This is a genomic window from Cytophaga sp. FL35, from assembly GCF_014349235.1.
Lineage (GTDB): Bacteria > Bacteroidota > Bacteroidia > Flavobacteriales > Flavobacteriaceae > Euzebyella.
In genome coordinates this window covers 39814-63997 of record NZ_JACSOH010000023.1, presented here as the reverse complement: position 1 = coordinate 63997, position 24184 = coordinate 39814, and the positions used below count along the sequence as shown (strand labels likewise).

Annotated in this window: 21 protein-coding genes; 6 read left to right on the top strand and 15 right to left on the bottom strand. The window is 36.7% G+C overall.

Going from position 1 to position 24184, the window contains the following annotated elements; all coding sequences use genetic code 11:
• Positions 1–41: 41 nt before the first annotated feature.
• A complete protein-coding gene (locus BIZ36_RS16295) occupies positions 42–248 on the bottom strand; it encodes a hypothetical protein (protein WP_187458963.1) in 207 nt (68 codons plus the stop codon).
• Between the two features lie 296 nt (positions 249–544).
• Between BIZ36_RS16295 and BIZ36_RS16290 the strand changes: the two genes are divergently transcribed.
• Positions 545–2020, top strand: coding sequence for a c-type cytochrome (locus BIZ36_RS16290; RefSeq protein WP_187458962.1), 1476 nt, complete (start codon positions 545–547; stop codon positions 2018–2020).
• 488 nt (positions 2021–2508) lie between these two features.
• Here the strand turns inward: BIZ36_RS16290 and BIZ36_RS16285 are convergent, their stop codons facing one another.
• Positions 2509–3321, bottom strand: coding sequence for a hypothetical protein (locus BIZ36_RS16285; RefSeq protein ID WP_187458961.1), 813 nt, complete (start codon positions 3319–3321; stop codon positions 2509–2511).
• A gap of 259 nt (positions 3322–3580) precedes the next feature.
• On the opposite strand from BIZ36_RS16285, the gene BIZ36_RS16280 reads away from it, so the two are divergent.
• On the top strand, positions 3581–4207 hold the full coding sequence (locus BIZ36_RS16280) for a GntR family transcriptional regulator (RefSeq protein ID WP_187458960.1): 627 nt from the start codon (positions 3581–3583) through the stop codon (positions 4205–4207).
• 350 nt (positions 4208–4557) lie between these two features.
• Here BIZ36_RS16280 and BIZ36_RS16275 read toward each other — a convergent pair whose 3' ends face one another.
• The 4 genes from BIZ36_RS16275 to BIZ36_RS16260 form a co-directional block, all read right to left on the bottom strand.
• On the bottom strand, positions 4558–4824 hold the full coding sequence (locus tag BIZ36_RS16275) for a protealysin inhibitor emfourin (RefSeq protein ID WP_187458959.1): 267 nt from the start codon (positions 4822–4824) through the stop codon (positions 4558–4560).
• Position 4825: 1 nt separating this feature from the next.
• Positions 4826–5839, bottom strand: a complete 1014-nt coding sequence (locus BIZ36_RS16270; protein WP_187458958.1) for a M4 family metallopeptidase — start codon at positions 5837–5839, stop codon at positions 4826–4828.
• Between the two features lie 117 nt (positions 5840–5956).
• The gene (locus BIZ36_RS16265) at positions 5957–6565 is read right to left on the bottom strand and encodes a nucleotidyltransferase family protein (protein ID WP_286174883.1); all 609 of its coding nucleotides are present in this window, start codon (positions 6563–6565) and stop codon (positions 5957–5959) included.
• Positions 6565–7575, bottom strand: a complete 1011-nt coding sequence (locus BIZ36_RS16260; protein WP_187458956.1) for an XdhC family protein — start codon at positions 7573–7575, stop codon at positions 6565–6567. The genes BIZ36_RS16265 and BIZ36_RS16260 overlap by 1 nt, the downstream gene beginning before the upstream one ends.
• Before the next feature lie 238 nt (positions 7576–7813).
• Here BIZ36_RS16260 and BIZ36_RS16255 point away from each other — a divergent pair, with 238 nt between their 5' ends.
• Both BIZ36_RS16255 and BIZ36_RS16250 read left to right on the top strand, forming a co-directional pair.
• Positions 7814–8905: a vWA domain-containing protein gene (locus BIZ36_RS16255; protein ID WP_187458955.1), complete on the top strand. Its 1092-nt coding sequence runs from the start codon at positions 7814–7816 to the stop codon at positions 8903–8905.
• Positions 8906–9127: 222 nt separating this feature from the next.
• A complete protein-coding gene (locus BIZ36_RS16250; RefSeq protein ID WP_187458954.1) occupies positions 9128–9955 on the top strand; it encodes an OmpA/MotB family protein in 828 nt (275 codons plus the stop codon).
• A gap of 388 nt (positions 9956–10343) precedes the next feature.
• Here BIZ36_RS16250 and BIZ36_RS16245 read toward each other — a convergent pair whose 3' ends face one another.
• The 4 genes from BIZ36_RS16245 to BIZ36_RS16230 are packed head-to-tail and all read right to left on the bottom strand — an operon-like array spanning position 10344 to position 14431.
• Positions 10344–11813, bottom strand: coding sequence for a M14 family metallopeptidase (locus BIZ36_RS16245; protein WP_187458953.1), 1470 nt, complete (start codon positions 11811–11813; stop codon positions 10344–10346).
• Between the two features lie 3 nt (positions 11814–11816).
• Complete coding sequence (locus BIZ36_RS16240; protein ID WP_187458952.1) at positions 11817–12500, bottom strand: peptidoglycan recognition protein family protein; 684 nt, start codon at positions 12498–12500, stop codon at positions 11817–11819.
• Positions 12493–12906: a 3D domain-containing protein gene (locus BIZ36_RS16235; RefSeq protein ID WP_187458951.1), complete on the bottom strand. Its 414-nt coding sequence runs from the start codon at positions 12904–12906 to the stop codon at positions 12493–12495. The genes BIZ36_RS16240 and BIZ36_RS16235 overlap by 8 nt, the downstream gene beginning before the upstream one ends.
• Positions 12896–14431: an FG-GAP repeat domain-containing protein gene (locus BIZ36_RS16230; protein WP_187458950.1), complete on the bottom strand. Its 1536-nt coding sequence runs from the start codon at positions 14429–14431 to the stop codon at positions 12896–12898. The genes BIZ36_RS16235 and BIZ36_RS16230 overlap by 11 nt, the downstream gene beginning before the upstream one ends.
• Before the next feature lie 176 nt (positions 14432–14607).
• On the opposite strand from BIZ36_RS16230, the gene BIZ36_RS16225 reads away from it, so the two are divergent.
• Positions 14608–15936 carry a serine hydrolase domain-containing protein gene (locus BIZ36_RS16225; RefSeq protein ID WP_187458949.1) on the top strand — a complete coding sequence of 443 codons (1329 nt, stop codon included), beginning with the start codon at positions 14608–14610 and terminating at the stop codon, positions 15934–15936.
• A gap of 206 nt (positions 15937–16142) precedes the next feature.
• On the opposite strand, the gene BIZ36_RS16220 is transcribed toward BIZ36_RS16225, so the two are convergent.
• On the bottom strand, positions 16143–16985 hold the full coding sequence (locus BIZ36_RS16220; protein ID WP_187458948.1) for a 1,4-dihydroxy-2-naphthoyl-CoA synthase: 843 nt from the start codon (positions 16983–16985) through the stop codon (positions 16143–16145).
• 297 nt (positions 16986–17282) lie between these two features.
• Between BIZ36_RS16220 and BIZ36_RS16215 the strand changes: the two genes are divergently transcribed.
• The gene (locus tag BIZ36_RS16215; RefSeq protein WP_187458947.1) at positions 17283–19913 is read left to right on the top strand and encodes a PAS domain S-box protein; all 2631 of its coding nucleotides are present in this window, start codon (positions 17283–17285) and stop codon (positions 19911–19913) included.
• Positions 19914–19922: 9 nt separating this feature from the next.
• Here the strand turns inward: BIZ36_RS16215 and BIZ36_RS16210 are convergent, their stop codons facing one another.
• From BIZ36_RS16210 to BIZ36_RS16195, 4 genes are all read right to left on the bottom strand, one after another.
• Positions 19923–20462: a hypothetical protein gene (locus tag BIZ36_RS16210; protein ID WP_187458946.1), complete on the bottom strand. Its 540-nt coding sequence runs from the start codon at positions 20460–20462 to the stop codon at positions 19923–19925.
• A gap of 131 nt (positions 20463–20593) precedes the next feature.
• Positions 20594–21847 carry a glycosyltransferase gene (locus BIZ36_RS16205; protein ID WP_187458945.1) on the bottom strand — a complete coding sequence of 418 codons (1254 nt, stop codon included), beginning with the start codon at positions 21845–21847 and terminating at the stop codon, positions 20594–20596.
• Between the two features lie 56 nt (positions 21848–21903).
• The gene (locus BIZ36_RS16200) at positions 21904–23415 is read right to left on the bottom strand and encodes a DEAD/DEAH box helicase (protein WP_187458944.1); all 1512 of its coding nucleotides are present in this window, start codon (positions 23413–23415) and stop codon (positions 21904–21906) included.
• A 179-nt stretch (positions 23416–23594) separates the two neighbouring features.
• Positions 23595–24107, bottom strand: coding sequence for a DUF6155 family protein (locus tag BIZ36_RS16195; RefSeq protein ID WP_187458943.1), 513 nt, complete (start codon positions 24105–24107; stop codon positions 23595–23597).
• Between the last annotated feature and the right edge of the window lie 77 nt (positions 24108–24184).

Here is a 24184-nt window from a genome sequence, read left to right as displayed (position 1 = left end):
CAATTAGGTAGATGAAATGGAAATTCAATTCTTAATTTCGATTACCTAAGTCTCTTTTCAATTTTTTTCTTAATGGCAGTAAGTCTTTTCATGACATCCATTAAGGTTTCGTCTTTAGTATTCTTGTAAACTTCATTGATGGAAAGAATTAATTCTTTGGCCTCACGAGATGCATTAATTCTATCACTGGTGGTCATGCCAGACCACTTTCTGTTTTCAAAATCTGCAGCTCTGTTTAGTAAGTCCATATGCGTAGTCGTTTTAAAGTGTGCGTATACAAAATTTTAGTACATGCTTTTAATAAAAATGCAAGGTACAAATTGACATTTTCTCAATTAATATCTTTAACAAATGTTTAAATATGTTGGTAAAAATCCAATATTTGTAATCGATGGCGCCAGGGTAGAATGTCTAAATGGTAGATGTAGAAGGTTATTTATCGATAAATTTTTCAATAGCACGAGGATTACAAAAAACAAGCTTTTTTAATTTGTAAATTAGACTCATAACGGCTTCTACCCCAGTGTAAAATAATAAAATATAAATGAATATAAATAGTTCCGTATACGTAACAGCTTTAGCATGTTTGGTTTTATTCTGTTCTTGTTCTAGTGATGGAAGCGATCCGGATTTGGAAAATCCTGTAGGTGAGACTCCTTCACCGGACCCAGGCACTGAGCCAGATACTCCGCAGGAACCAATAATTGAGGTCAATGCCATACCAGCTTCAGAACAGAGAGTTGGAAACGCTACGGTGGGGTATGAATATTTAGTTTCAGGGGAATACATGAGTTCTGGAGTACCTTATGATGTTTTTGTAGCGGGTAATGGGGAAAATAACCAAAACCTTTTAAACCGTAATGGGGATAACGCTATAATACCACATGATTATACTGCTGCATCTGCTTCTAATGGCGTGAGAATAGTTTCGCCAAATTGTATGTCTTGCCATTCTGGATTTTTAGATGATGAACTTATGGTGGGGCTTGGTAACCACTCTGGTGACTTTACGATCAACCGTGCCAACGAAATTGAATTGGTAAGTACGGGAGTATCCCTTCTATATGGACAGAATAGTGATGAATGGGAGGCTTTTGATCAATTTAGAAAAGGTATTTTAGCCATTGGTCCAACCACAACCACCCAAGTTGTAGGGGCGAATCCTGCGGATAGGATAACTCAGGTATTGGCATCCCATAGGGATAAGAACACTTTGGAGTGGTCTGATTCCCCTTATGTGGCCTTAGATGAGGATATCATTCCTACCGATGTGCCCGCTTGGTGGTTATTAAAGAAAAAAAATGCCATGTTCTACCATGGTTTGGGAAGAAAAGACTTTTGTAAATCATTTATTGGTTCTTCATTGTTGACCCTTACGGAAAAGGAGAAGGCCGAGGAAGTAAATGAAAAAATGCCAGATGTTTTGGCCTATATTTATAGTATAGAAGCGCCTTCTTACCCTAATGATATAGATGCTAATTTGGCTAACGTAGGGTCGCTTGTTTTTGAGGAGCACTGTGTTAAATGTCACGGCTCATATGGTGAGAACGAAAGCTATCCTAACCTACTTGTATCACTAAAAACCATTGGAACGGACCCCGCTCTTTCCAATAGATATTCCGGTCCTTCTCAAATAAATGATTATTTCTTGGATTGGTTCAATAACGGATGGTTTGGTACAGATGAAAATCCTTTGGAATTTAAGGCAGAGGGTGGCTACGTGGCTCCGCCTTTGGATGGTGTTTGGGCCACAGCTCCTTATTTTCATAACGGTTCTGTACCCACATTGGAGTTGGTTTTGAATAGTACCGAAAGACCTATCTATTGGAGTCGCACTTTTGATAGTAGCGATTATAATACTAATGAACTGGGTTGGAATTACGTGGTAGAGACCTCAAAAAAGGATAAATATACTTACGATACCACTTTAAAGGGATACGGAAATGGAGGCCATACTTTTGGAGACATCCTAACTACGGAAGAAAGAACAGCGCTACTAGAATATCTTAAAACATTGTAGCGGTACCCTAAAATTTTAAAATTCAGTAAGTTAAACAATTCTTAAAATGTAATTACTGAAATTTTATCTGTAACAAACAAGTTCATTGTTCGTCTTTTTAATGGAAAGCAATCATAACAATCCATAAAACGAACGAACATGAAAAAATTACATCCACATCAGCGAAGACCCCGAATTTATTACGATATAGGTTTTGGTTGGAATACCGATTATTGGTATGACCAAAAACTAAACAACAGGAATTAATCACTCCTCTTATTTTACTCAATTATTTAGTACTTATTTATCATCATTAAAAAATCGAAAATCATGAAAGCATCAATGAGAAAAACAGCAACGGAATCAAAAACATTTAACTATTTTTCAAGTTTTGGCATGACCAAACGCGTCAAATGGGCGGAATATAGAAACTTCACTAGATAAAAATTGTGACAAAAGAAAGGGGCTTGCATTTGCAAGCCCCTTTCTTTTATAGAATCATACTATTCTTAGTCTTTCAAAGAAATTTCTTCCTCAGCCTCGTTAGGGTAAATTAAAGTAGCCACATCATCGCAAGTACCATCACCAAAATCAACGGAAACTTCAAGTCCGTTTTTACTTAAAGCCATAATACCCTTCCCAAAATGCTCACATCCAAATTGGGCTTCCATAATCTCGGTAATATCTACTACATAAGTATTTCCTTCGGATTTTAGAATCCACTCTCCATCTAAGGTCAATGCTCCGCTCCCAAATTCTTCACCAAAAACAAAGCCTACTGTTTTTTCACCTTCCTCGGCAACTTCGGCCCCATCAGCCAATACAATATCCATATCACTATAAACCGTCCAACTAATGGACTGCTCTTCTTCGGAGCTGTTTATTTTAAAACTTCGTGTGCCATCTATAGAAACATCGCCCACCATTAAATCACTATAAGTTACGGTAAAGGCGTAATTTTCATTATCTCCTCCATAAACAACACTTATGGTTCCGTTTAGTAATTCACCATCTTCCTTGGCACTGCAATCATCAAAACTAATGGTAAAGCCTGTATCTGAATAATCTACCAGATAACACTCATCTTCTGTTTTAGCAGCGCTACCGGATTTGTCCATATCGTATAACTCGGATACTAATTGGTCTACTTCTCCAGAGACATTATCCGTTTCTAGAATGGTCTGTAATTCTGTCTTAGAGACTTTTTGTTCCTCTTGAAATTCTTCTATGCTTTCCTTGGCGTCATCACTACAACTAAATAAAAGGGCTACACTGGCAGTTGCCAAAAGAACATTTCGAGTATTGGAAAATACGTTGCTCATATTCAAAATTTTATGTTTATACCCTTCAAACGGTGGTTATGCCGGGATAGTACTATATATTCGTTTTTTTAGATAAAGTGCACTAATTTATCTTAATGAGGTCCTTATAAGTAGGAATTTACCTTCCATTTTTAAATAAATATAGAATTGCAAATTTTATTCTAGGATTGAAATTTCAAATGTGTTCAATAATAATCCAAATAAAACTCTTTTCTTTACACCGATAAATCGTATACGATAATTCATTAAAAGTGAAAGGATGATTATTAACTATAGGGATAAAGTACGAGAACACCTACTGAGCGAAATGCAAAAAGGAAATCTACAGCCTGGTCAGAACATCAATTTGGCCTCTGTTTCGCGTAAACTAAAAATTAGTGTTACCCCTATTAGGGAAGCGCTTACCCAGCTACAGCAATCGAACATTGTAAAAGCCATTAAAAACAGGGGGTTTGTTATAGCTAAAGTAAGTCCTGAAGAAGCTAAAAACCTGTATGAACTTGTAGCGCATTTAGAGGTTTTAGCATTGGAGGAATCGCAATTCGATACTAAATCTATTGAGAAATTAAAGACCCAGAGAGATTTAATAGCCCAGTCCAAAACTTCTATTGATCGGGTTAACGCTTATATGGAATTTCATAGGCTACTTACCAAGAATTATAAAAATGATGTCTTTCAACAAATTCTGAAGGACTTAAAAACCCGTGTCTTCTTTTATGAAAGGGCTTTTATGGCCAATGAATCGTTCCATTATAACTCTAATGATCAGCATGATGCAATTATCTCGGCTATTGAGGATGATAACATTCCTTCCGCCATTCTAGTCTTAAAAATGAATTGGATGTTAATTCAAAATTACCTGGAAAAACAGTTGGTGGTAATATAAGAGCTTCATGACAAGTAATTAGTTAAATATTTAACTTCAAATTTGGATTTACAATAATTTTTCACAAACAATTTGTAAAATGTTACGTGGTATTCAAATCTTACGTAATTTTATCCCGTGATTTTGTAGTACATCGAAATTTTTATAACAAAAGTTAGTACTAGGCGTTATTTGAATGTCAATTTAAAAATGAGGTTATGGGTTATTTATCTCCACAAATCGAAATTTTAGCCAAAAAGAAATTGAGTGAGGAGAAATCTTTACTAAAAAAGGAAATTTCTTGTGGTATTTTTCAGGATTACGGATCGACTGAAAACACGCAAGTCGCAAGCCAAAAATAGCGCTTGTTCTTAAGCTGAGTGTGTAAGCTGTTCCAATAATTGTCTTAACTCCGTTGGAAGGCTTTTTTCCGTAAAATTAGCGGAATGTCTTTGAGTGCCCTCTTCTATTTGAAACGAATACTGCTGACCATCCCTTAGATTGGGATTTGACTCTTTGGTATTATCCTCTAGATAAGGGATTATCTTTTCCAATTGCTCTTTTTCAATATCAGCACTACCCTCATAAATTTTGGGAATGCCCGAAAATCCACCCGATATTTCTATTCTGTACCACATTCTATACTACTACTGAGATTAGACCAACTGCAGAAAAACTTTTACTAAGAACCTCTACCGAACTCTCAGAAACTTTACCTTCTTCCGTTAAGTTTTGAGCCGTTGCCAATATAGTTTCAAGCATATCATTGAAATTAGCTGTTCGCCATAGTGCTTTGAGCGTTTGGAACCAAATTAGAGCACAATCATCCAATCCCAGCTCCATACAGCTTAAATAAAATGCTTTATTAGGTATACCTGAATTAATGTGCACTCCTTGATTATCCGCCATTCCATCATAATAGTTGTCCATATGATCGGGTTGGCTATCGAATTCATTGGCGGTACCGGGCGCTTTCATCGACCGAATGGCCACCCCAGGGAATTCTTCGGTAACAACACTATCTCCAATTAACCAATCAGCCTCCTCTACGGTTTGATTCAGATACTTTTGCTTGATTACTGTTCCAAAGACATCCGAAAAATGTTCATTTAAGGCCCCGGGCTGGCTTTGGTATTCTAGGTTCGAAAGAAATTGCGTTACCCCATGCGCAAGCTCATGGGCCACTACATCAATAGCGCTTGCGAAATCTGTAAATTCTTTTCCGTCGCCATCTCCATAGGTCATTTCATTTCCGTCCCAATAGGCGTTGTTATAGTTCTGTCCATAATGAATGTTTGAAATGATATCCAGCCCATTACCATCAATGGAATTAAGACCAAAAGTATTTTTAAAATAGTCTCTTACAAAGCCGGATGTTTCATATGCTTCATTGGCCGTTTTGTCATTTACTAAATCACCGCCCTCTTCTATAACTAGTTCTACCCGTTGTTGATAGGTGTTTTTGCAATCATAAATAAATCGGTCACCCTTGCTTTCCAAATATTCCCTTTGTAATAAATTATTTAGTGCCGTTTGCCTCCTTTGGGTAATTCTAGCCGTATCATTTAATGTTTTTTTACAACTGCTGTTTCCCCGCTTGGCAAGTTCTTCTAATATATGAGGAGGAATTATAAAACATTTTGTTGAGCACATACTAATGATTTAGGGATTGTATCTACAAGTTCGCCCCTTTTCAAATCTAAAACAAAAAATGTTAGTTAACCTTTTAGTAAATATTTGCTATTTGTACAAGTATGCTTATGCCCTGTTTTAATTCATCCTTTTTAGAAGCTGCTGGTATTCCTCTTGGGTATCGATGTCCACGGCTTTTTGATGTAACTCTATAGAATAGACTTCCTGAGAGTTTAATGAAATGATGGTTTGGGCTCCTGTTTTGGTTCCTAATTTTGAGAGTTGTTGAAAGAACCCCCTTCCAAATAGGGCAGGAACACCAATATTTTTATCATATTCACAGGCTATGATGTTTTTTGAAGAAATGAAAAACTTCTCCATCAGTTGATTCAAAAGTAGGGTGTCTACCATGGGTTGATCCGCCAGCATGATAAGTATTCCACTTGTCCCTTTTTGGGTTTTCAAAATATGTTCAACGCCTATAGCTATAGAACCACCCATACCTGATTCCCAATCAGGGTTCGCTATATATGTGAATCCGTTCTCCGGTATTTGGTTTCGTATTTTAAGCTCATTAGCTCCTACAACAACATAGGTATTATCGCCCATACTAGCCATGGCATTTTCGATTGCATTACAAAGTAAGGTGGTCTTTTTCCAAGGCAAGAGCTGTTTGATCGTTCCCATGCGGGAGGAATTACCGGCCGCTAAAATCAAAAGTGCTATTTTTTTCTTCGGAACACCCATTAATTATGAATTCTTCCTATTTTGTCCTTAAGTTTTATGGGGTTTCTAGAGCGAATTACCGATAAAACCTCTGATACAATGGAAATAGCAATTTCTTGAGCGGTCTCTGCTCCTATATTCAAACCTGCCGGTCCATGAATGATGTCAAAAAAACTATCCTCAATTTCAGGAGCGTATTCCATGAATTCATTTAATAATTTTTCCCTACGATTGGAAGGCCCTAACAATCCAAGATAAGCTGGTCTTTCTTCCTTCAACCTTAATAGATATTTTAAATCCCTCGCATAACTATGTGTCATCAAAACTACTGCGGTTTCGTTATCGATAGAATTTAAAGTCAACATCTCAGGTTCCGCTGAAATAAACTCCTTTGCCCCCGGGAAATAGGAAATATCCTTTTCTTCTGTGGCCGACGCAACGATAGTTACCTCCCATCCCGTCCTAGAGGCAAACGTACACAATTGCACTGCATCATGTTCCGCACCAATAATAATCAATTGAAAACAGGGGGGCATTTTTTGTTCAAAGAGGGAGATGTTACTAGCAACTTTATTATCAGTTTGAAATGGGTACAGTTTGTCGTTCAATTTTAGAAATGTACCCAATTGGGAACTTTCACCCTCTTCCTTTTTATATGAACATACAAGACTAAAATCAATTCTTGAGCTGATGGAATGATTTAAAATTGAAATAAGTTCATTGTTTGGTTGAAAGGGTTCAATTAAAATGTATAAAACTCCCTCGCACCCTAAGCGATAACGACCATCATAGGTCATCATTTTAGGAATTCCACCTTTAAATACGGACTGCGATTGCCTAAGAATTTCCTTTTCCACACAACCTCCGCTAACTGCTCCGATCATGGTGTTGTCTTCTAAAATTAGCATCCGTACCCCAGGTCTTCTATAAGAAGAACCATTTAGATGTACTACAGTAGCCAATACACTTTTTAATCCGCTGTTTGTTGCGGTTTGGTACGCTTCTAAAATGCCTTTTAGTTCATGGGTCATTTATTGAGGTTTAAAAGTTTTTCATATTCTTTTGAATAACTTTAAATAAGATATAAAAATTTATAGGATTACAAGAATTCGAGAATGTCAAGATTTTTGAAATTTCATTTGTGTACACTGGATTCAGATGTATTAGTTGTTGAGAAACCTTAACAATGTTTAACACTAGAATTTTTGTAATCCCATACTTTAAATGAATTTTCGCCGTTCTGTTGGTTGAACCATAAAATAATTGAAAATGAAAACCCCATACAAGTTTCTCCTTTTATTCTTGTCAATTGCAACCGTTGTTTCTTGTGGAAATGCTGATGATGATGTGAATTTTGCCATAGACCCGGGCGATGGCCTTGGTGAAGGAAAACCGGTTGATGAGTGTCTTGATCTTGGCGAGAACGACCTTGTTCTTTCCATACAAGATCAGTACACCACTCCCCCAGGTAAAGTTTCTATATTCTTTAAAGTATCCGATTCTAATGGAAACCCTGTTTCTGGACTAAGTGCGGATCAGTTCACCATTTATGAACAAGGAAGGAATGATGATTGCTTTGGCACTATATCAACCTCTGAGTCCAAAGCAAGAATTTCTCCCAATTCCCAAATTTTCACCAATAATACCATTTTGGTCCTCGATCTCAGTGCCAGTGTTTTGGAAACTAGTTTGGAAGAACTTAAAACGGCCAGTATCAGTTTTGTAAATACGGTTATGCCAACTCCAGCTCAGGAATCTTATAAGATGGCCATTTATTGGTTTAACGGAGAGAACAAACTACATGTGTTGAATGAATTGACTCCTTCTAAAGAAGAACTGACCACTTCCATAGAGGGAATTACGGAAGATATTAGCAATGACCCGTCAACAGACTTATATGGGGCAGTAATAAAATCAAGTGAAATTGCCAACAATTTACTTAATGAAAGTACCGAAGGTGATAAAATTGGCGCGGCTTCCTTGGTAATTTTTACGGATGGTACCGATCAGGCTTCCAGGTATAAAAAAGAAGATGCTCAAAAGCGTGTGGATAATGCCAACCCTAACATCTCTTTCTTTACCATTGGATTGGGAACTGAGATTGATACGCAGGTGCTCACGGACTTAGGAAAAACTTCTAGCGAGTTCGCCACCAATAAAGAGGATTTGGAAAATACCTTTAAGAATATTTCGGATAAGGTTTCTGAAAGGGCCAACAGTTTTTACCTTTTTGAATATTGCAGTCCTAAAAGAGACGGAAGTGGTGAAAGTAACCTTGCCATCCAAGTAAAAAACGGAAGTTTGCAAGGAGCCGTTCAAACAAAATTTAGTGCCAATGGCTTTACAGGTGGATGTGAGTAAGCTATAATAGCTTTATAAAACGCATTAAAAAGTGTCCTAAAGGACACTTTTTTTATTTATAGATATTCGAATTTATAACTCTGTTAATCAGAAAATTAAAATAATTTTTAGGGTAATTACAAAAAAGAAAACCTTAGGTGTTAATACCTCTTTAACATCTAAAATTATTTCTTCCCCGTATTTAAGTCCTGAATGAGAACCATATAATTTAAATAATACAAAATGAAGAAATCAATTATTGTAGGTACACTTTCCATGGCTGTTTTAGCATCTTGTGTTTCCAAGAAGAAATACACTGCTTTGGAAACCAATCTTTCTGAGACTCAAAGTGCCTTGACCAAAACGCAAGTGGAAAAAGAGGAGTTGGAGAGTAAAATGGCAAAAATTGAAGCACGCGTAGAAGAGTACAACAACAAAATTAGCTCTTTAAAAGAAGTTAATGACAGTCAATATACCAGTGTGGATGATGTTGCTGTGATGAGCAATAATACTAAAAAGAAAATGAGAGCTACGTTAAAAAATGTAGATCCTGCAAAATTGGCCGAAGCTAAGACTCTTCAAGATTCCATGAACTTAGCCGTCTCTTACAATCTTAAGAAATCTATTTCTGATGAGGAGGATGATATTGATGTAGATATCGATAAGACGGTTGTTATGATCAACATTTCAGATAAATTGCTTTTTAATAGCGGAAGCTATAGAGTTAGCAGCAAAGCCCATAAAATCCTTGAAAAGCTTGCGGAGGTAATCAATTCTGAAGAAAGTATGGAAGTAATGGTAGAAGGTCATACAGATTCTAGAACCATCAATACAGCTATGTTCCGTAACAATTGGGATCTAAGTGTAAAGAGAGCTACTTCTGTGGTCGATATTTTACAGAGCAAATACAACGTAGACCCTTCAAAAATGATTGCTGCCGGTAGAAGTAGCTATATGCCTCTAGTTGAGAATGATTCTAGAGAGAATATGGCAAAAAATCGTCGTACCAAAATTGTTATTTTACCAAATTTGGACAAATTTTTTGCATTATTGGATGCAGAAACCTTATAATTGCATTAAATTGGTTTAATAACCAGTGTTAATAATCTGGGAAAAGGGAGAACTTAGCGGTTCTCCCTTTTTTCTTGTCTCCATTTTCAATTATGTCGACAATGGATTAGGGTTTTCTTTTAGTTAGTTGTTTAATAATTAGAACCCCCAATTCTTCATTTCAAAGGCCTACATCCAAAAAAGAATAAGCTATGTTTTAATTTAAAATTTAAAACTATGGATGTATTGAACACTATTATAAAAAACAGCTCATTAGACGGTATGCCTAGATGGTATCAAGTAGGAACTTTGATACTGTTTATTTGCATAACCATAACCGTTTTTATTAGCTACTATCTTCTACTTTTTAAGGGTTCAAATCTAAATGTACAATTCTCGTATTAAGACCTTATCTATAAATCATTGCGTTTTTAAGAAGTTTTGCTGTCTTAAAGTTATCAAGGTCAATGAGGAACCCATTAATAATAGCGTATTCAATCGCATTGTTCTTTTGTAACAAAAAGGTAGGGTTGGCACCTATTTCAATTTTAAAATCGGGTAGTTTATAGTTTTCTGATATTAAATGTACAGGAAAGGGAGACGATAGCTTTTGCTTATCAATAGTACCAATTTTAACATAGGTATACCCGGATTTAAGCAAAAATTGAAGATCAAGATTTTGGACACTTTCGATGGTCTTTTGAGTCTCTGGATAAATTTTCCCTGGAATTATGGTGTACCCTGTTGCATCAAAGGATTCGTACCCATAATAGGTAGATAGGTCGCCCACCTCTAAAATCCTACTGCTATACCAAAAATCGTTATGCTTGTCCTTGTCCACTTCCAAACGGTTAGCGGCTACATCAATAATATAATTTTTCCCTAACAACGGAAGTGTAGCATTACTAATCTTTAAATCGAATAGTTTGCGGTCGTTCTCCGGGATATCGTCATATCTCTTAATATCAATATCTTGATAACTACCGTTGGCTATAGTATATATCGCAGAGAGTATAGAAACGTAATTAAGCTTTCTAATTTCTTGCTTTTCCACATCATTGGGGTATCCGCCAGATTCAATTAAAATGGCACTTGTACCCCATTTTTGAATATTATCCCCAAATGCCCTAGGTTCAAAATCATCATTGTATCTTCCAACTTGCCCCGGTGCATATTTTTGTATAATGTCATTCATAAAAACTATTACCTTCATGGCATTTGCGCGCACGTCATTGATATCTTTCTCATAGTTGTAAGCTGGAGCCAAATACGAAATGGTTGCGGGTTTCTCGGTTCTTTCGGCATTATAATAGGTGCTTTGGTCATGAAGGTTAAACCCAAAATCTGCATCTAAACTATCTCGTACTCTTTTTAAGGTCCGTCCTTCTGGGGATTGTAATCTTAACGCATCGCGATTAATATCTATGCCCAACTTGTTACGCCTTTGGTAGACTTCTGCCCCATCAGGATTGAGCATCGGAAGAAAATGAAGGGTACAATTGTTCAGAATTGCTTGTTTCTGCTCCGTAAAATCTTCACTGTCCAAGAAATTGAAAATATCAAAAATGGCTTGTGTGGCAGTGGGTTCATCCCCATGCATTTGAGACCATAGAAATACGTTGGTCTCTCCAGTTCCAATAGATACTAAGTTAAGCGACCTCCCTTCTATAGATTCACCTACCTTTTTAACAATAAACCCATTTTTATTCTTAAACTTTTCAATTAATCCCAGAACCTGCTTATGTTTTATTCTACGTTTGTTTAAGCTAGGTTCCTTGTACTTTTCGTAGGTATCATACAGGCTTTGCGTAATATCATTGTTTTGGGAGAAAATAGGATTCAGACTAAGAAAAAGGATTGCGAAAGCTATTAATTTCATGTATTACTTGATTTTTTTAGGTACAGATTTAAAATTTAAATTTTGGGTAGCGGCTCTAACCTTTTCCATAAAGTCATTACCTGGATCCGTTTTTAAGGTACGGTAACTATTATCTACTTCAAGCCATAATGGATGCCCTTCAAAATGGGTATATTCATAATGACCTATGACATATTCAATATCGTATTTCTTTGCCAAGTGTCTTACCAACCAAATATTGGCTTGTAGCTGAGCTTCTGTTAAAGGAGTTTCGCTCGTGCCCCCTACATTTTCTACTCCTAGTGCTGTATGGTTAAGACCAATAACGTGTCTGCCCATGATATTCTCTGGCATAAGCCTATAAATGGTGCCATCTTGGTCTACTAGAAAATGGGTAGAGACATTGAGGCCGCTAACAGAATTGATATCCGGCCGCCAATTGGGAAGCGTTGGTTCTTTAAAAGCATCAAAAGAGCCTTCTAAGGTTGGAATGGCCGTCCAATGAAAAACAATCATCTTTGGGTCAATAATAGGCTGTTCTCGCTCCAATCCATATCGGTTTTTCATATATTCTGAAGTCAATTGCATTCTTTGTTCGTTAAAGACAATTGGCCTGTCCACAATTTTTTTAGTAGAGGAACACGATACCAATAAATTACTGATAACCATGATGTTGACAAACACCCATATTTTAATTTTTCTATTCATTGTCTATGCTATCTTTTTTTACCCTATACTGAACTTTTAATTTCTTTCTTCCCCAGTCACGTGCTTTTTGAACGTCCAAGCCCATATATACATCAATTTTATTTCGCCATCTATAATGCATTTTATCCTTCACCAAATATATTCCTTCTAACCCATCTATCTTAACCTGGGTATTGTAATTAAAACCAAGGGGAATCAAATCCCTTGAAACGGCTATGGATTTTTGGTCTGGTTTTAAAGTATCTCCCCATGCAGCTATATTGGGTTGGCCATCTGTTTGTCCTTTAGTGGAATTATAAGCAGATACCATTACCTCTTTTGTTTTCCATGTATACCCTTTATCTGCAGAACTACAGGAATAAATTAAAAATGCCAGAACTATATATATTCTAAAACTAGTTTTCATCTTCCTTTTTTAGAAGGTTGTTTTCCAAAATAATTAAATCAATATTCTCATTTTTCCACTTATTTTCAAGACTTTCAGGAATAGGACTATAGGCGTAAGTTAGCGAGCTTATCATTAAATCTTCGTCTCCATCCTTGTCAATATCCCCAACATCCATCAGAAACCACCTGCCATCATTGGGCTCGGGTAATTTGTAGGCTTCAAATTTGAAATTTTTAGCATCCTTTGTTTCAAGGTATATGAAGGATTCATCTGGGTGCGCTTTATAATCCGGAAACGTAGAGAGGAGAGCGATGTCCACATCATTATCAGCATCAAAATCTTTTGCAATTATCCGGGTGCACCCATTCATGGGGTAAAAAAATGACTCTATAAATTGATTTTGCCCGTTATTTAAGTGAACTCTCATTCCATGATATGGTTTCGCGGTATATGTTTTATCCGCATTATCCCCATGAACGGTAAGAATGTCTAAATCCCCATCGTTGTCAAAATCAACCAATTCAAACCAACTAGAGCCATAATTGGGAGGGAATCTAAGTACTTGCTCAGATTTGAAAGTTAAATCCTTTGATTGGTAAAAAATGGTTATTCCCTCCTCCCCTTGTGATGTTAATACCATAATATCATCTTTGCCATCCTTGTTTAAATCCTTAGCTATTGTCCTAATCACTCCTGGTTGCTGTAGGAGAATGGTTTCTGTAAAATGCCCCTGTCCATTCTTTTTCCATAATGATAATTGCCCTTTTAGATCTCCAAATTCACTTATTAAAATTTCATCTTTTCCATCGGAATTGAAATCATGAATTAGGGTGTGAACGGGTCTATGAAGTTTTTGGGGCAGGCTCCTTATCTTATTTCCTTGTTTAATTCCCAAGTCCCCAGCTGGTATTTCAGAAGGTAATAGAAAACCAATGGTAGTTAAATAAGTAGTATCCAAATTTTGTGAAAAATGGGTTATTGTACTGCCAGCACGCAATACAAGTTCCAAGGAGTCTTTTCGCGGGTTATATTTTGTAAGCTTTCCTCGCATGGATCCCGTAAAAATTTTACGATCTATGGAGTCATATCGTAAGTATGAAATTGTACTCCCATTTATGGAATCGATTGCGATATTCTTGACCGAAAATTGTGTTAATTCCTTCAATTCCCTTTTCTTTATAACGGGGAGTTTTTGAGGTGCATTTTCAATTATGTATTCTTTTAGCAATTCCCAATCTTCCATTGGCAATAGTGGGTCCGATGGATATACATTGGCTTTCAATAAGGCCCCTTGTTCCACCAAAGAAAGATTTTTATAAGGGTCATTGGTAGAATCCCTTATTCCAAGTCTTGCGGCCATATCAGGGAGTACCTCTTGTTCCCATAGATGCCTGGGCAGGGCGTCCAAACTAGGTAGCATATGGCAACTGGCACAATAATTTTGATAAAGGGCCTGCTGTTTTTCCTCTGTTGTTTTTTTACATGATACGGATATAAACAAGAACAGAATTAACATTAAAACCCACCTATAGTAAGTAGCCATATACATCTTTTTAGTAAATGGAAAGGTACCTATTTTATTTTTTGGAGGTTCTACTACCAAAGGTTCAAAATAGCAAAAAGTATTTTGAGGCAATTATAAGGGGTAATAATTTAAATGGATATTTAAAGGTTCAAATTTCTATTTTTACTTAAACAAACCTTTTCTTTCAGTTTCTCATGAAGTTATTCAAAAAAATATTATTAGTTCTCGTCCTTCTTTTGGCAATTGTGGTTTACACGCAATATCCCAAACTAAATATCATATCTGGATATGCCTCTAAAAATATGGCATCTACTGTTTTTTTGACCGGTAGAACTCCTGCATCCGTTACTGTAAACGATAATAATGTTCCCTTAATAAAATTAGCTTCTGTGGATGTGGAGGATGCCAGAGCAAAAGCCTCGGTATTTGCTTTGATGAATAGGGAAGCTGTTTGTTTTGATGGTATCGGCTGCATGTTGATCAATGAAGAATTTGATGAAAATTCTAAAATTACCGTCCCTCGGAGAAGAAAAAAAGCTAACCGTATGCCTTTTCCTTATGGTGATGGTCCACAAAAAGATACCGTCTTTAAAAATGTGGACTACGGCCGTTTAGAATACGCCATGGACAAAGCTTTTGAAAACCCGGATATTCAAAAAACAAGGACGGTTTTAGTGGCTTATAAAAATCAGATCGTGGCAGAGCGTTACACCAAAGGTTTTGACCATCAAACCCCTGTCCTAGGTTGGAGCATGACCAAAAGTGTTATGGCCACTTTATATGGTCTTTTGGAATACGAGGGTAAAATTGACTTGGACCTTCCTGCCCCTATTTCGGCATGGCAAAGTGATGAACGCAAAAATATAACCTTGAACCATTTGTTAAGAATGCAGAGCGGATTGGAATGGGAAGAGGATTATACCAGTATTTCGGATGTTACCAAAATGCTCTTTTTAGATACGGATATGACGGTTGGTCAGGCAAAAAAGAAACCTTTGGCACCACCCACGGAAATCTGGAATTACTCTTCGGGAACCTCCAATTTGTTATCCGGCATTTTAAGACAACAATTTAAGTCACATCAAGAATATATGGATTTTCCATACGTTAGCCTCATTGATAAAATTGGGATGAATTCAATGATAATTGAAACCGACCAGGCCGGGAATTATGTAGGTTCATCCTATGCATGGGCAAATACGAGGGACTGGGCAAAATTTGGACTATTATATTTAAATAATGGAAATTGGAATGGAGAGCAATTATTTGATGAAAGCTGGATAAAATACATCACTCGGCCAACGGAACATTCAAATGGAACGTATGGTGCGCATTTTTGGCTCAATGCAGAGAAGAAGTTTCCGGATGCCCCCGCAGATATGTTTTCAGCTAATGGATACCAAGGTCAAAGAGTTTTTATTATCCCCAGTAAGGATTTGGTAATTGTGAGAACCGGGTTGGCGGAAAGTCCGGATTTTGATTTTAATTACTTTCTTAAAAATGTCATTGCTGCATTCGAATAAGTTTTTCAAGCCGGTCTGATTTATAAAAATGCCCTTTTCACAACAATTATACTTAAGCAGGCAACATATCTTTTAAAGTTTAGAGCAACTATTTTAAGTTTATAAAAGAATTAATGCAGGAGTTAATTTTTTCATATAGTGTGTTCTCTTAAAAAAGCCTTCAATTAAGAAGGCTTTTTTCATGGACGATATTTTTAAAGAACCACTTAGGGAATCCACTTATTTTTACCGAAATCGGGTTTTCTTTTTTCCAAAAAGGCATTTCGGCCTTCCTTGGCTTCTTCCGTGCCATAGGCGAGTCTAGTGGCCTCCCCAGCAAATACTTGCTGGCCCACCATACCATCATCCGTTAAATTCATGGCAAATTTGAGCATTTTGATGGAGGTTGGAGATTTCTCCAATACCTCTTGAGCCCATTGATAGGCCGTATCTTCAAGTTGGTCATGCGGAACAACAGCGTTAACCATTCCCATTTCATAAGCTTCTTGGGCAGAGTAGTTTCTCCCTAAGAAGAAAATTTCACGTGCTTTTTTTTGTCCCACCATTTTAGCTAAATACGCAGAACCGTAACCCGCATCAAAACTGGTAACATCGGCATCGGTTTGTTTAAATATGGCGTGCTCCTTGCTGGCAAGCGTCATATCGCAAACTACATGTAGGCTATGTCCGCCACCAACGGCCCATCCCGGAACTACGGCAATGACTACCTTAGGCATAAACCTGATTTGCCTTTGTACTTCCAATATATTGAGTCTGTGCATTCCATCATCGCCCACATAGCCCTGCTCTCCCCTGGCCTTTTGGTCGCCCCCACTGCAAAAGGAATAAACACCATCTTTTGTGGATGGACCCTCAGCTGATAATAGAACCACCCCTATAGAGGTATCTTCTTGGGCATCATAAAACGCTTTGTAAAGTTCACTTGTAGTTTTGGGTCTAAAAGCATTTCGTACATTAGGTCTATTGAAAGCTATACGTGCTACGCCATCACTTTTCTTATAGGTAATATCTTCAAATTCTATAGCTGTTTGCCAGTTTGCTTTACGCATATTAATGGTTTTAAAATAAAATAAGATGCAAAGTAATATAATATGCTCTTTTTTAATATTATTTAGGGCTCGTATTTATTTTAATATAAATTTAACAAGAAATAAATTACTTTGTTAACAGTCTATATTATATAATGTCTTGGCCGATATTTATCTTCCAGTGGTCTAAAACCTTACTCCTTCCTTTCATAAATTCAGTTAATTGTATTAAATTAGCGAAATGTAACCGATTGTATTTTAATATAGTTTTTGTAAGAAAACTTCATTTTATACGTTTATAGAATACAAAATTAAGTAGTGAAGGAAAACAATAATTTTCCATCGGAAGATAAGTTATACAGTGTTGCAAGAATTGGTCATTGGTATTTGAACTTCGACAACCAGACCTCTTCCCTTGACGATGTTACTTGCAGTATTCTAGAAGTACCTTTAAACGCTACCACAACCCTCGATCACAGTAAAATCTTCTATGTGAATGATGCGGACCACCAACGTATCAATTCCAAACTAAGGGATATTATGCAGTCCGGTGGTGCATTCTCCGAAGAAGTTCAACTACAAACGCCTAAGAAAAATATAATCTGGGTAATGCTAGCGGCATCTGCTGAAATGATAGATGGAAAATGCAAAATGATCAAGGGCCTTACCTTGGATATAACAAATCAAAAGAAATTGCAAGTTGAATTGAGTAATAGCAACCAACTTTTTAATGTAGCTCAAGAAAAGGCGCAATTAGGACATTGGTTATGGGACGCTTCCACCAAATTGGCGACTTGTTCCGATAATATGTGCGAATTATTGGGAATTGAAAAGGGCTCAGCAGTTCCCCTTGAAACCATATTGAAAGATGTACATCCAGACGATATGGAGGATGTGCAGGCTAGCTTAGCCATTTCCATGCAAACAAAGGTGTACAAGTCCTTTACCCATAGAATTGTATTTAAGGGCCACGTTCGGTACATTAAGGTCATAGGAGAAGTGAATACAGATGAACAAGGAAACATTGTCAATGTATTAGGTATTTCCCAAGATATAACGGAGCAAAAGAATTTTGAGAATGAAATCCTCAGAAAAAACCATCTGCTCAATGTAGCAGAACAAAAGGCACATATGGGCCATTGGTATTGGCAAGACCAAACCGATTATATTTTAGGTTCTTGGAATCTATTTAGGCTTTTTGGAATTGAGTTTGAAGATGAAAAGGCCCCCATAAAATCCCTATTAAAATTTGTTCATCCCAAGGATTTAAAAAGAGTTGACGACTACAGGTTAAGGGCTTTAAAGGAAAGAAAGTTAGACCAACTTGTATTTAGGATTATTCTTGGGAATAATGAAGTCCGGACGCTGATGGTAACCGGTGAAGTATATGAAGATAAGGATAGTGGAAGAATCAAAGAGATTTTGGGCATTTTTCAAGATATAACTGAGCAAAAGACTTTTGAAACCGAAATACTTAAAAAAAATAATCTATTAAACCTAGCTGAAGAAAAGGCACTGATGGGGCATTGGCATCTAAAATTAGGAAATAGATACACAACATGGTCCAACAACCTATTGGCCATGTACGGTATGGATATCAAAGATTCCAAAGTTTCCTTTGAAGAAATGCTGAGCTACGTACACCCCGATGATAAAAAGATTCTTTTAGAGCATAGAAAAACTGGTGACCGGACGGGGACATTTGAAGATTTCATCCATCGGATTATTTTAAAGGATGGAACGGAAAAAACGCTTAAAATTAACCAAACTGTTTACACCAATGAAAATGGCGAGGCGGAGGAAGTAATCGGCGTCTGCCAGGATATTACTCTTCAGTTTAAGGAGGAGGCAAAAATCAGAAATATTTTGGATTCTGCCCCCTATCCAAATCTGATTTTAAATAAGGAGGGAATTATTGAAATGGTCAATAATGAGGCCAAAAAAATGTTTGGCTATTCTAGTAAGGAGTTAATTGGAAAAAGCATAAAATTGTTGATTCCAGAAAGATTTTATAGCTCAGGAACGTTACTAAGAAAAGATTTCTTTGAAAACCCGCGAATAGTATCGGTCAATGTAGATGAACAGTTGTTCATGAAATCAAAGAAAGGCGAGGAAATTCCTGTAGAGGTTACGGTGGGGCCTGTATTTACCAATGAAGGCGTTTTAGGTGCTTGGGTGGCAAGAGATGTAACCAAAGAAAAGGAAGATGAGCAAAAAATTCTTACCTCTAAAAAAGAATTAGAAGCGTTGACAGATGAGCTTAAAGCTCAAAATCATCAACTGGAAGATTTTTCGCATATCACAACCCATAACCTGAGAGCTCCCGTAAACAATCTAAATGCCCTATTATCGCTTTATAAAATCGCTAAATCGGAAGGGGAAAAAGGAATTTTATTTGAAAAATTTGAAAAGGTCATTGATCATTTAACCTTGACTCTTGATACCCTCGTAGATACTCTAAGGGTTCAAACAGAGAACGGCGTAAACTTGAAAGAGCTCTCGTTTTCCAACGTGCTTACTAAAACTCAAGAAATCCTAACGGCAGAAATCGAAAGAACGGGAGCCACTATTTCTGCTGATTTCTCACAAATAGATTCCATGGTCTACAACCCAATTTACATGGACAGTATTTTTCAAAATCTCATAGGGAATGCCTTAAAATATAAACATCCGGACAGAAAGCCAGTGATTGAGGTAACCTCAAAAATTAAAGATAATCGCATTCACCTAATTTTTAAGGATAATGGTCTGGGTATGAACTTGGAACGTTATGGTGACAAATTGTTTAAAATGAACAAGGTATTTCATAAGCACCCCGAAGCAAAAGGTGTAGGACTATATATGACCAAGACTCAGATTGAATCATTGGGGGGCAAAATATCTGCCAAAAGTAAGGTGAGCGAGGGCTCAATCTTTACGGTTGAATTTGCACAGGAAAAAAAAACCTAATAACCTTTTCTAAAAAGTAATATTTACAAAAGGTATTATTGGGCTCGTATATACACTTTCATCCTCTTTGTAAAGCACATTGTATTTAACACCCAAAGCTATTTTATTAGTGACATTTAGTCCTGCCCCTACAAATAGAATGGACTCCCAAAAACTATCCTTAATATCTCCGTTCAATGTTTCCTGTTTGGTATTGACATTTAATTCGGCAAATTCTACCAAAGTAATCAATTTTTTGACTGGACTATACTGTGTTAAAAGGTTAATTCCAAATGTGGTTGTGCTCTGTACATCTTTAATGGCTGTATAATTACCCTGCAATCCAGCTCCAAAACTTACCTTGTCACTTACGGCATACATTAAATTAGGGGAAAGTCCAATATTTGTTCCTCCAACAAAGCTTAATCCAAAACCACATCCAAAGGTGAGTTTTTTATTTACCACTCCCGTACTATCTACAACCGCAATGTCCGTAGTGGTTTGCGCTACGGCAATTGAAGAAAATAAGATCATAAAAATGAAAGTGAAATGAAGGGTCAAATTTTTCATATTAAATAGAGGTTGGTTAATGCTAGAATAAATAATTGACCCTTAAGATATATTTTTTTGTTAAAAGAATTATTGATGGTGGCATTAAAAATTGAACTTCAGAACGTTGGGAAAAGAAATTGTTCTCCCCTTTACTTTCTATTTTGGGTTTTCTCTTCAATCCATTTAGCCATAAATTTTGTGGCCTGCATACTTTGATGGTGCAACAAGGATCCTGTAAAATTGTTGCCTCGATGTTCAGTTAAGTTAGACAGTAGAAAGTTCAGTTTTTGAGCCAAGTCTTTTTTTAAACGATTTTCTTCATAAAATTCATTGATAATTGTACTTCCCGCTCTTTGGGCGTGATTCCATAATTTTTCATTTGTAAATATTTCAATACATTTTTGGGCGAAATCATCAGCAGAATCCGTTACAAAACCGTTCCAGGGGAGATTATCGTGCATACCTTCGGAACCAATAGAAGTTGTCACGTTTGGAGTACCGTTTTGCATTGCCAGCATAAGCTTTCCCTTAATTCCTGCCCCATAACGTAGAGGAGCGATATTTACTTTTTTAGTACACATTTCCAAGCCCGCATCATCTATCCAACCCTTTATTAAAAACCCTTGCTTTGGATGATGCATTTCTAATAGTTGTTGTGGAAAGTAAGCTCCATAAATATGCACTTGAGAATTAGGCAATGCCTTTCTAATTTTAGGCCAAATTTTACTTTTTAACCATACTATGGCATCCACATTAGGAAGGTGTTTGCCGGTACCAATACAGATAAAATCCTTTCGATCATTAAAACTAGGCCATGAATTTATATCCCTCTTGCTTATTTCAGGAAGCATAAACGGTAAATGCATTAACAGATTCGAAGAGGTTTTGAGGATGCCTTTAAGTAGGTCAAACTCATATGAGCTAATAATCAATGAAAGGTCACATCTATAAATACTGGCCACTTCACGCTTTGTAAGATCATTCAGATACCAGTTGGCCAAGGTAAACTCCTCCCCTTTCTTTAAAGCTATCTCCCTAGTTTTACGTAAGGAATGTAAATCTTCGGTATCCAATATTTTAAGGGCTTCAGGCGTGTGCTCCGTTACCCGCCACCCAAATTGTTCTTCCGTTAAGAACCGGTCGAAAACCACAACATTTGGGCACAATTTTTTTATAAATTCATCGAAATTGCTATTGTTGAGTTCAATTTCAGACATCTGAATTCCTAAATCAGTCAGATTCGTTGAATGTATGTCTTTTTTGGCCGTGGAAGCAAATGTGATTTGACACTTATGGTCCAAAAAAAATTGTAAGAGCTGCATTATTCGGTTTCCTGCAGCCGTGGTCTTGGGCTCCGGCCAGTTATAACCAATAAATAAAACGGTGGAGTTTGCTAATTGCATGCCATTTTTTTTAATGGCACAAAATAAAGGCAATTTAGGGAACTAGTAATTGTAGGCTACATTTTTTCAGCGAACATTCTGGAAATGGCAGATCGCAGTTTACGCTCATAATCCTCTTCCAACCACTCCTTATAGTTTTTGGTATTGTTCATTATGCAATAGGAATATTGTCTCACACGATATGCGATTTCATCCTTAAGCTCTTTGGCCAAAATACGGGCATCAAATACATCTTCGGCATTTTCTACACAGATTTTGGCGTGTTGTTCAATACTTTTCTGGATAACGATTTTAGATTTTAACCCTTGGGCGAATACTTTTTTGTATTCCTCCTTAATATCATATTGTATTTCAGAAGACTTACTGAATTTCGCCCTCAAATCAGGAGGCATTTCATAAACAAAATCCCGCTCTATTTCCTCATCATTCTTGATATTTTCCAAGTAGAAATCCGGGAAGTGAAAAATTTCCTGCCAATCTATGGGAGCGTCCCACAAGCCAAAACGTGCCACATTATTGCCTAAGTCAACAACGGTAAATTCATCTTTGTTGGGCAAAATTCGGCTACCCCTCCCTATCATCTGAAAGTACAGTGTTAATGATCTGGTAGCACGATTAAGGATAATAGTTTCCACAGTTGGTTCATCAAATCCTGTTGTTAGAATGCTAACAGAGGACAATATGGCATCCGGAGTATTGGAAAACCAATCCAATATTTCTTTACGCTCACTTGCTGTATTTTTATTATCCAAGTGACGTACATTGTAGCCCGCTTTCTTAAAGGTCTCGTAAACGTAATGGGAAGTGTTTATTCCGTTATTGAAAATAAGGGTTTTGGTTCCTTCCGCTATTTCTTTATAGGCTGAAAGCAATTTGGTAAGCATGCCATGATTGCTATAAAGCTCATCTGATGACTTCACCGTATAATCACCACTTATTCCCAGTTTTAGGCTCTGTAAGCTTACGTCGTAATTATACACATTGGCCTTGGCCAAAAAGTTTTTCTTTATCAAAGAACCAATGGACTCCCCTACGATCAATTTTTGATAGTTGTCCTTCATCGGGAGCTTTATGTTGGAGCTTAAGGGCGTAGCTGTAACTCCTAGAATAGTAGATTTGTTGAAGTACTTGAAAAGTTTACGGAAAGAATTGTAATGGGCCTCATCTATAATTACAAGCCCAATGTTATTAATTTCAACCTTTTCTTCCTGCAATCTATTGTTCAGGGTTTCTACCATGGCCACAAAGCACATGTAATCATCTTGATCGGTAAGTTCTTTTACCTCACTATTTATGATTTTATTCCTGACCCCAAAGCCTTTTAGCATTTTGGAGGTTTGAACACTTAATTCAATACGGTGGGTCAAAACGACCACTTTTTTCCCAGTTTGCTGAATGTACCTGCGTGCAATCTCAGAAAAGACCACCGTTTTTCCGCCTCCAGTGGGTAATTGGTATAACAAGTTGCCCTTGGATTCTTCGTCTTCCAGATGTTCAAAAATCTTGTGGAGATCCTGAATTTGGTAATCGTAGAGTTTCTTTTCCGCTTTGTTCGATTTAACTTCCAAGTAGGTGGTCGTATTTAATTTAATACTTTGTTTACTCTGAGATTTAGGCCCAACCTCAATTTGCAAAACTAAAGGAAAATTGTTTGTGGATGAAATGAATATCTTGAATAGGTGACTTGGGATTGCAATAAAAATGCTATACAGAAGCTAAAAACAAAACAGTTTTTTTAATTAGTGGTCTAATTATCAATGATATCCAAAGCTCTGGAAAAACCTTCTGAATACATCCAATTTTTTTCTTGACTTCCCTTATAAATTTTAATTATTCGGTCTTTAAATTGAGGTAAAAGGGCATTTAAAGAAACAAATTGAAGGGCTTCTTTAAAGGAATTGAGCATACTTTTAAAAAAGGCTTCGTTCACATTTCGTTCTTGGGCGAACAATTGGGCTATTTCCAAGTTATAAAGCATTACATCTGCTATCAAAGGAGGGTTCACTCCCAATTTTAAAAAGTGTTTGATATATTTTTGAGCAACCGATCTTCTTGCCCGGGGCCTTTTTCTTTTCACCGGAAAATATTCATTGCTGATTTTGGTTTTAGCTTCTTGAACAAGTTTATCCTCTCTTGGATTAAAGATGAAGTTATAGTACTCCTTTACGACAGGAAAGCGCTCATATAAATCCAATACCTGTTCCTCCAACGCTGTTTTTGGTACTTCTTTTAAGTACTTCTTAAGGGCTCTCTTACTCATTAATTAATTTAAACTTCAAAGGTATGATTCCAATTTGCAACACAAATTCATTTTGTAGGTAAATCTTAAACTTCTCA

Bases quoted from the DNA above. Each gene is read 5' to 3' on its own strand.
- BIZ36_RS16260 (WP_187458956.1), bottom strand. From the start codon at position 7,575: ATGACCCATGAACTAAAAGGCATTTTAGAAGCGTACCAAACCGCAACA.
- BIZ36_RS16210 (WP_187458946.1), bottom strand. From the start codon at position 20,462: ATGAAAAATTTGACCCTTCATTTCACTTTCATTTTTATGATCTTATTT.
- BIZ36_RS16275 (WP_187458959.1), bottom strand. From the start codon at position 4,824: ATGTGGTACAGAATAGAAATATCGGGTGGATTTTCGGGCATTCCCAAA.
- BIZ36_RS16225 (WP_187458949.1), top strand. From the start codon at position 14,608: ATGAAGTTATTCAAAAAAATATTATTAGTTCTCGTCCTTCTTTTGGCA.
- BIZ36_RS16220 (WP_187458948.1), bottom strand. From the start codon at position 16,985: ATGCGTAAAGCAAACTGGCAAACAGCTATAGAATTTGAAGATATTACC.
- BIZ36_RS16205 (WP_187458945.1), bottom strand. From the start codon at position 21,847: ATGCAATTAGCAAACTCCACCGTTTTATTTATTGGTTATAACTGGCCG.
- BIZ36_RS16285 (WP_187458961.1), bottom strand. From the start codon at position 3,321: ATGAGCAACGTATTTTCCAATACTCGAAATGTTCTTTTGGCAACTGCC.
- BIZ36_RS16195 (WP_187458943.1), bottom strand. From the start codon at position 24,107: ATGAGTAAGAGAGCCCTTAAGAAGTACTTAAAAGAAGTACCAAAAACA.
- BIZ36_RS16265 (WP_286174883.1), bottom strand. From the start codon at position 6,565: ATGGGTGTTCCGAAGAAAAAAATAGCACTTTTGATTTTAGCGGCCGGT.
- BIZ36_RS16280 (WP_187458960.1), top strand. From the start codon at position 3,581: ATGATTATTAACTATAGGGATAAAGTACGAGAACACCTACTGAGCGAA.
- BIZ36_RS16290 (WP_187458962.1), top strand. From the start codon at position 545: ATGAATATAAATAGTTCCGTATACGTAACAGCTTTAGCATGTTTGGTT.
- BIZ36_RS16230 (WP_187458950.1), bottom strand. From the start codon at position 14,431: ATGGCTACTTACTATAGGTGGGTTTTAATGTTAATTCTGTTCTTGTTT.
- BIZ36_RS16255 (WP_187458955.1), top strand. From the start codon at position 7,814: ATGAAAACCCCATACAAGTTTCTCCTTTTATTCTTGTCAATTGCAACC.
- BIZ36_RS16235 (WP_187458951.1), bottom strand. From the start codon at position 12,906: ATGAAAACTAGTTTTAGAATATATATAGTTCTGGCATTTTTAATTTAT.
- BIZ36_RS16270 (WP_187458958.1), bottom strand. From the start codon at position 5,839: ATGTGCTCAACAAAATGTTTTATAATTCCTCCTCATATATTAGAAGAA.
- BIZ36_RS16240 (WP_187458952.1), bottom strand. From the start codon at position 12,500: ATGAATAGAAAAATTAAAATATGGGTGTTTGTCAACATCATGGTTATC.
- BIZ36_RS16295 (WP_187458963.1), bottom strand. From the start codon at position 248: ATGGACTTACTAAACAGAGCTGCAGATTTTGAAAACAGAAAGTGGTCT.
- BIZ36_RS16245 (WP_187458953.1), bottom strand. From the start codon at position 11,813: ATGAAATTAATAGCTTTCGCAATCCTTTTTCTTAGTCTGAATCCTATT.
- BIZ36_RS16250 (WP_187458954.1), top strand. From the start codon at position 9,128: ATGAAGAAATCAATTATTGTAGGTACACTTTCCATGGCTGTTTTAGCA.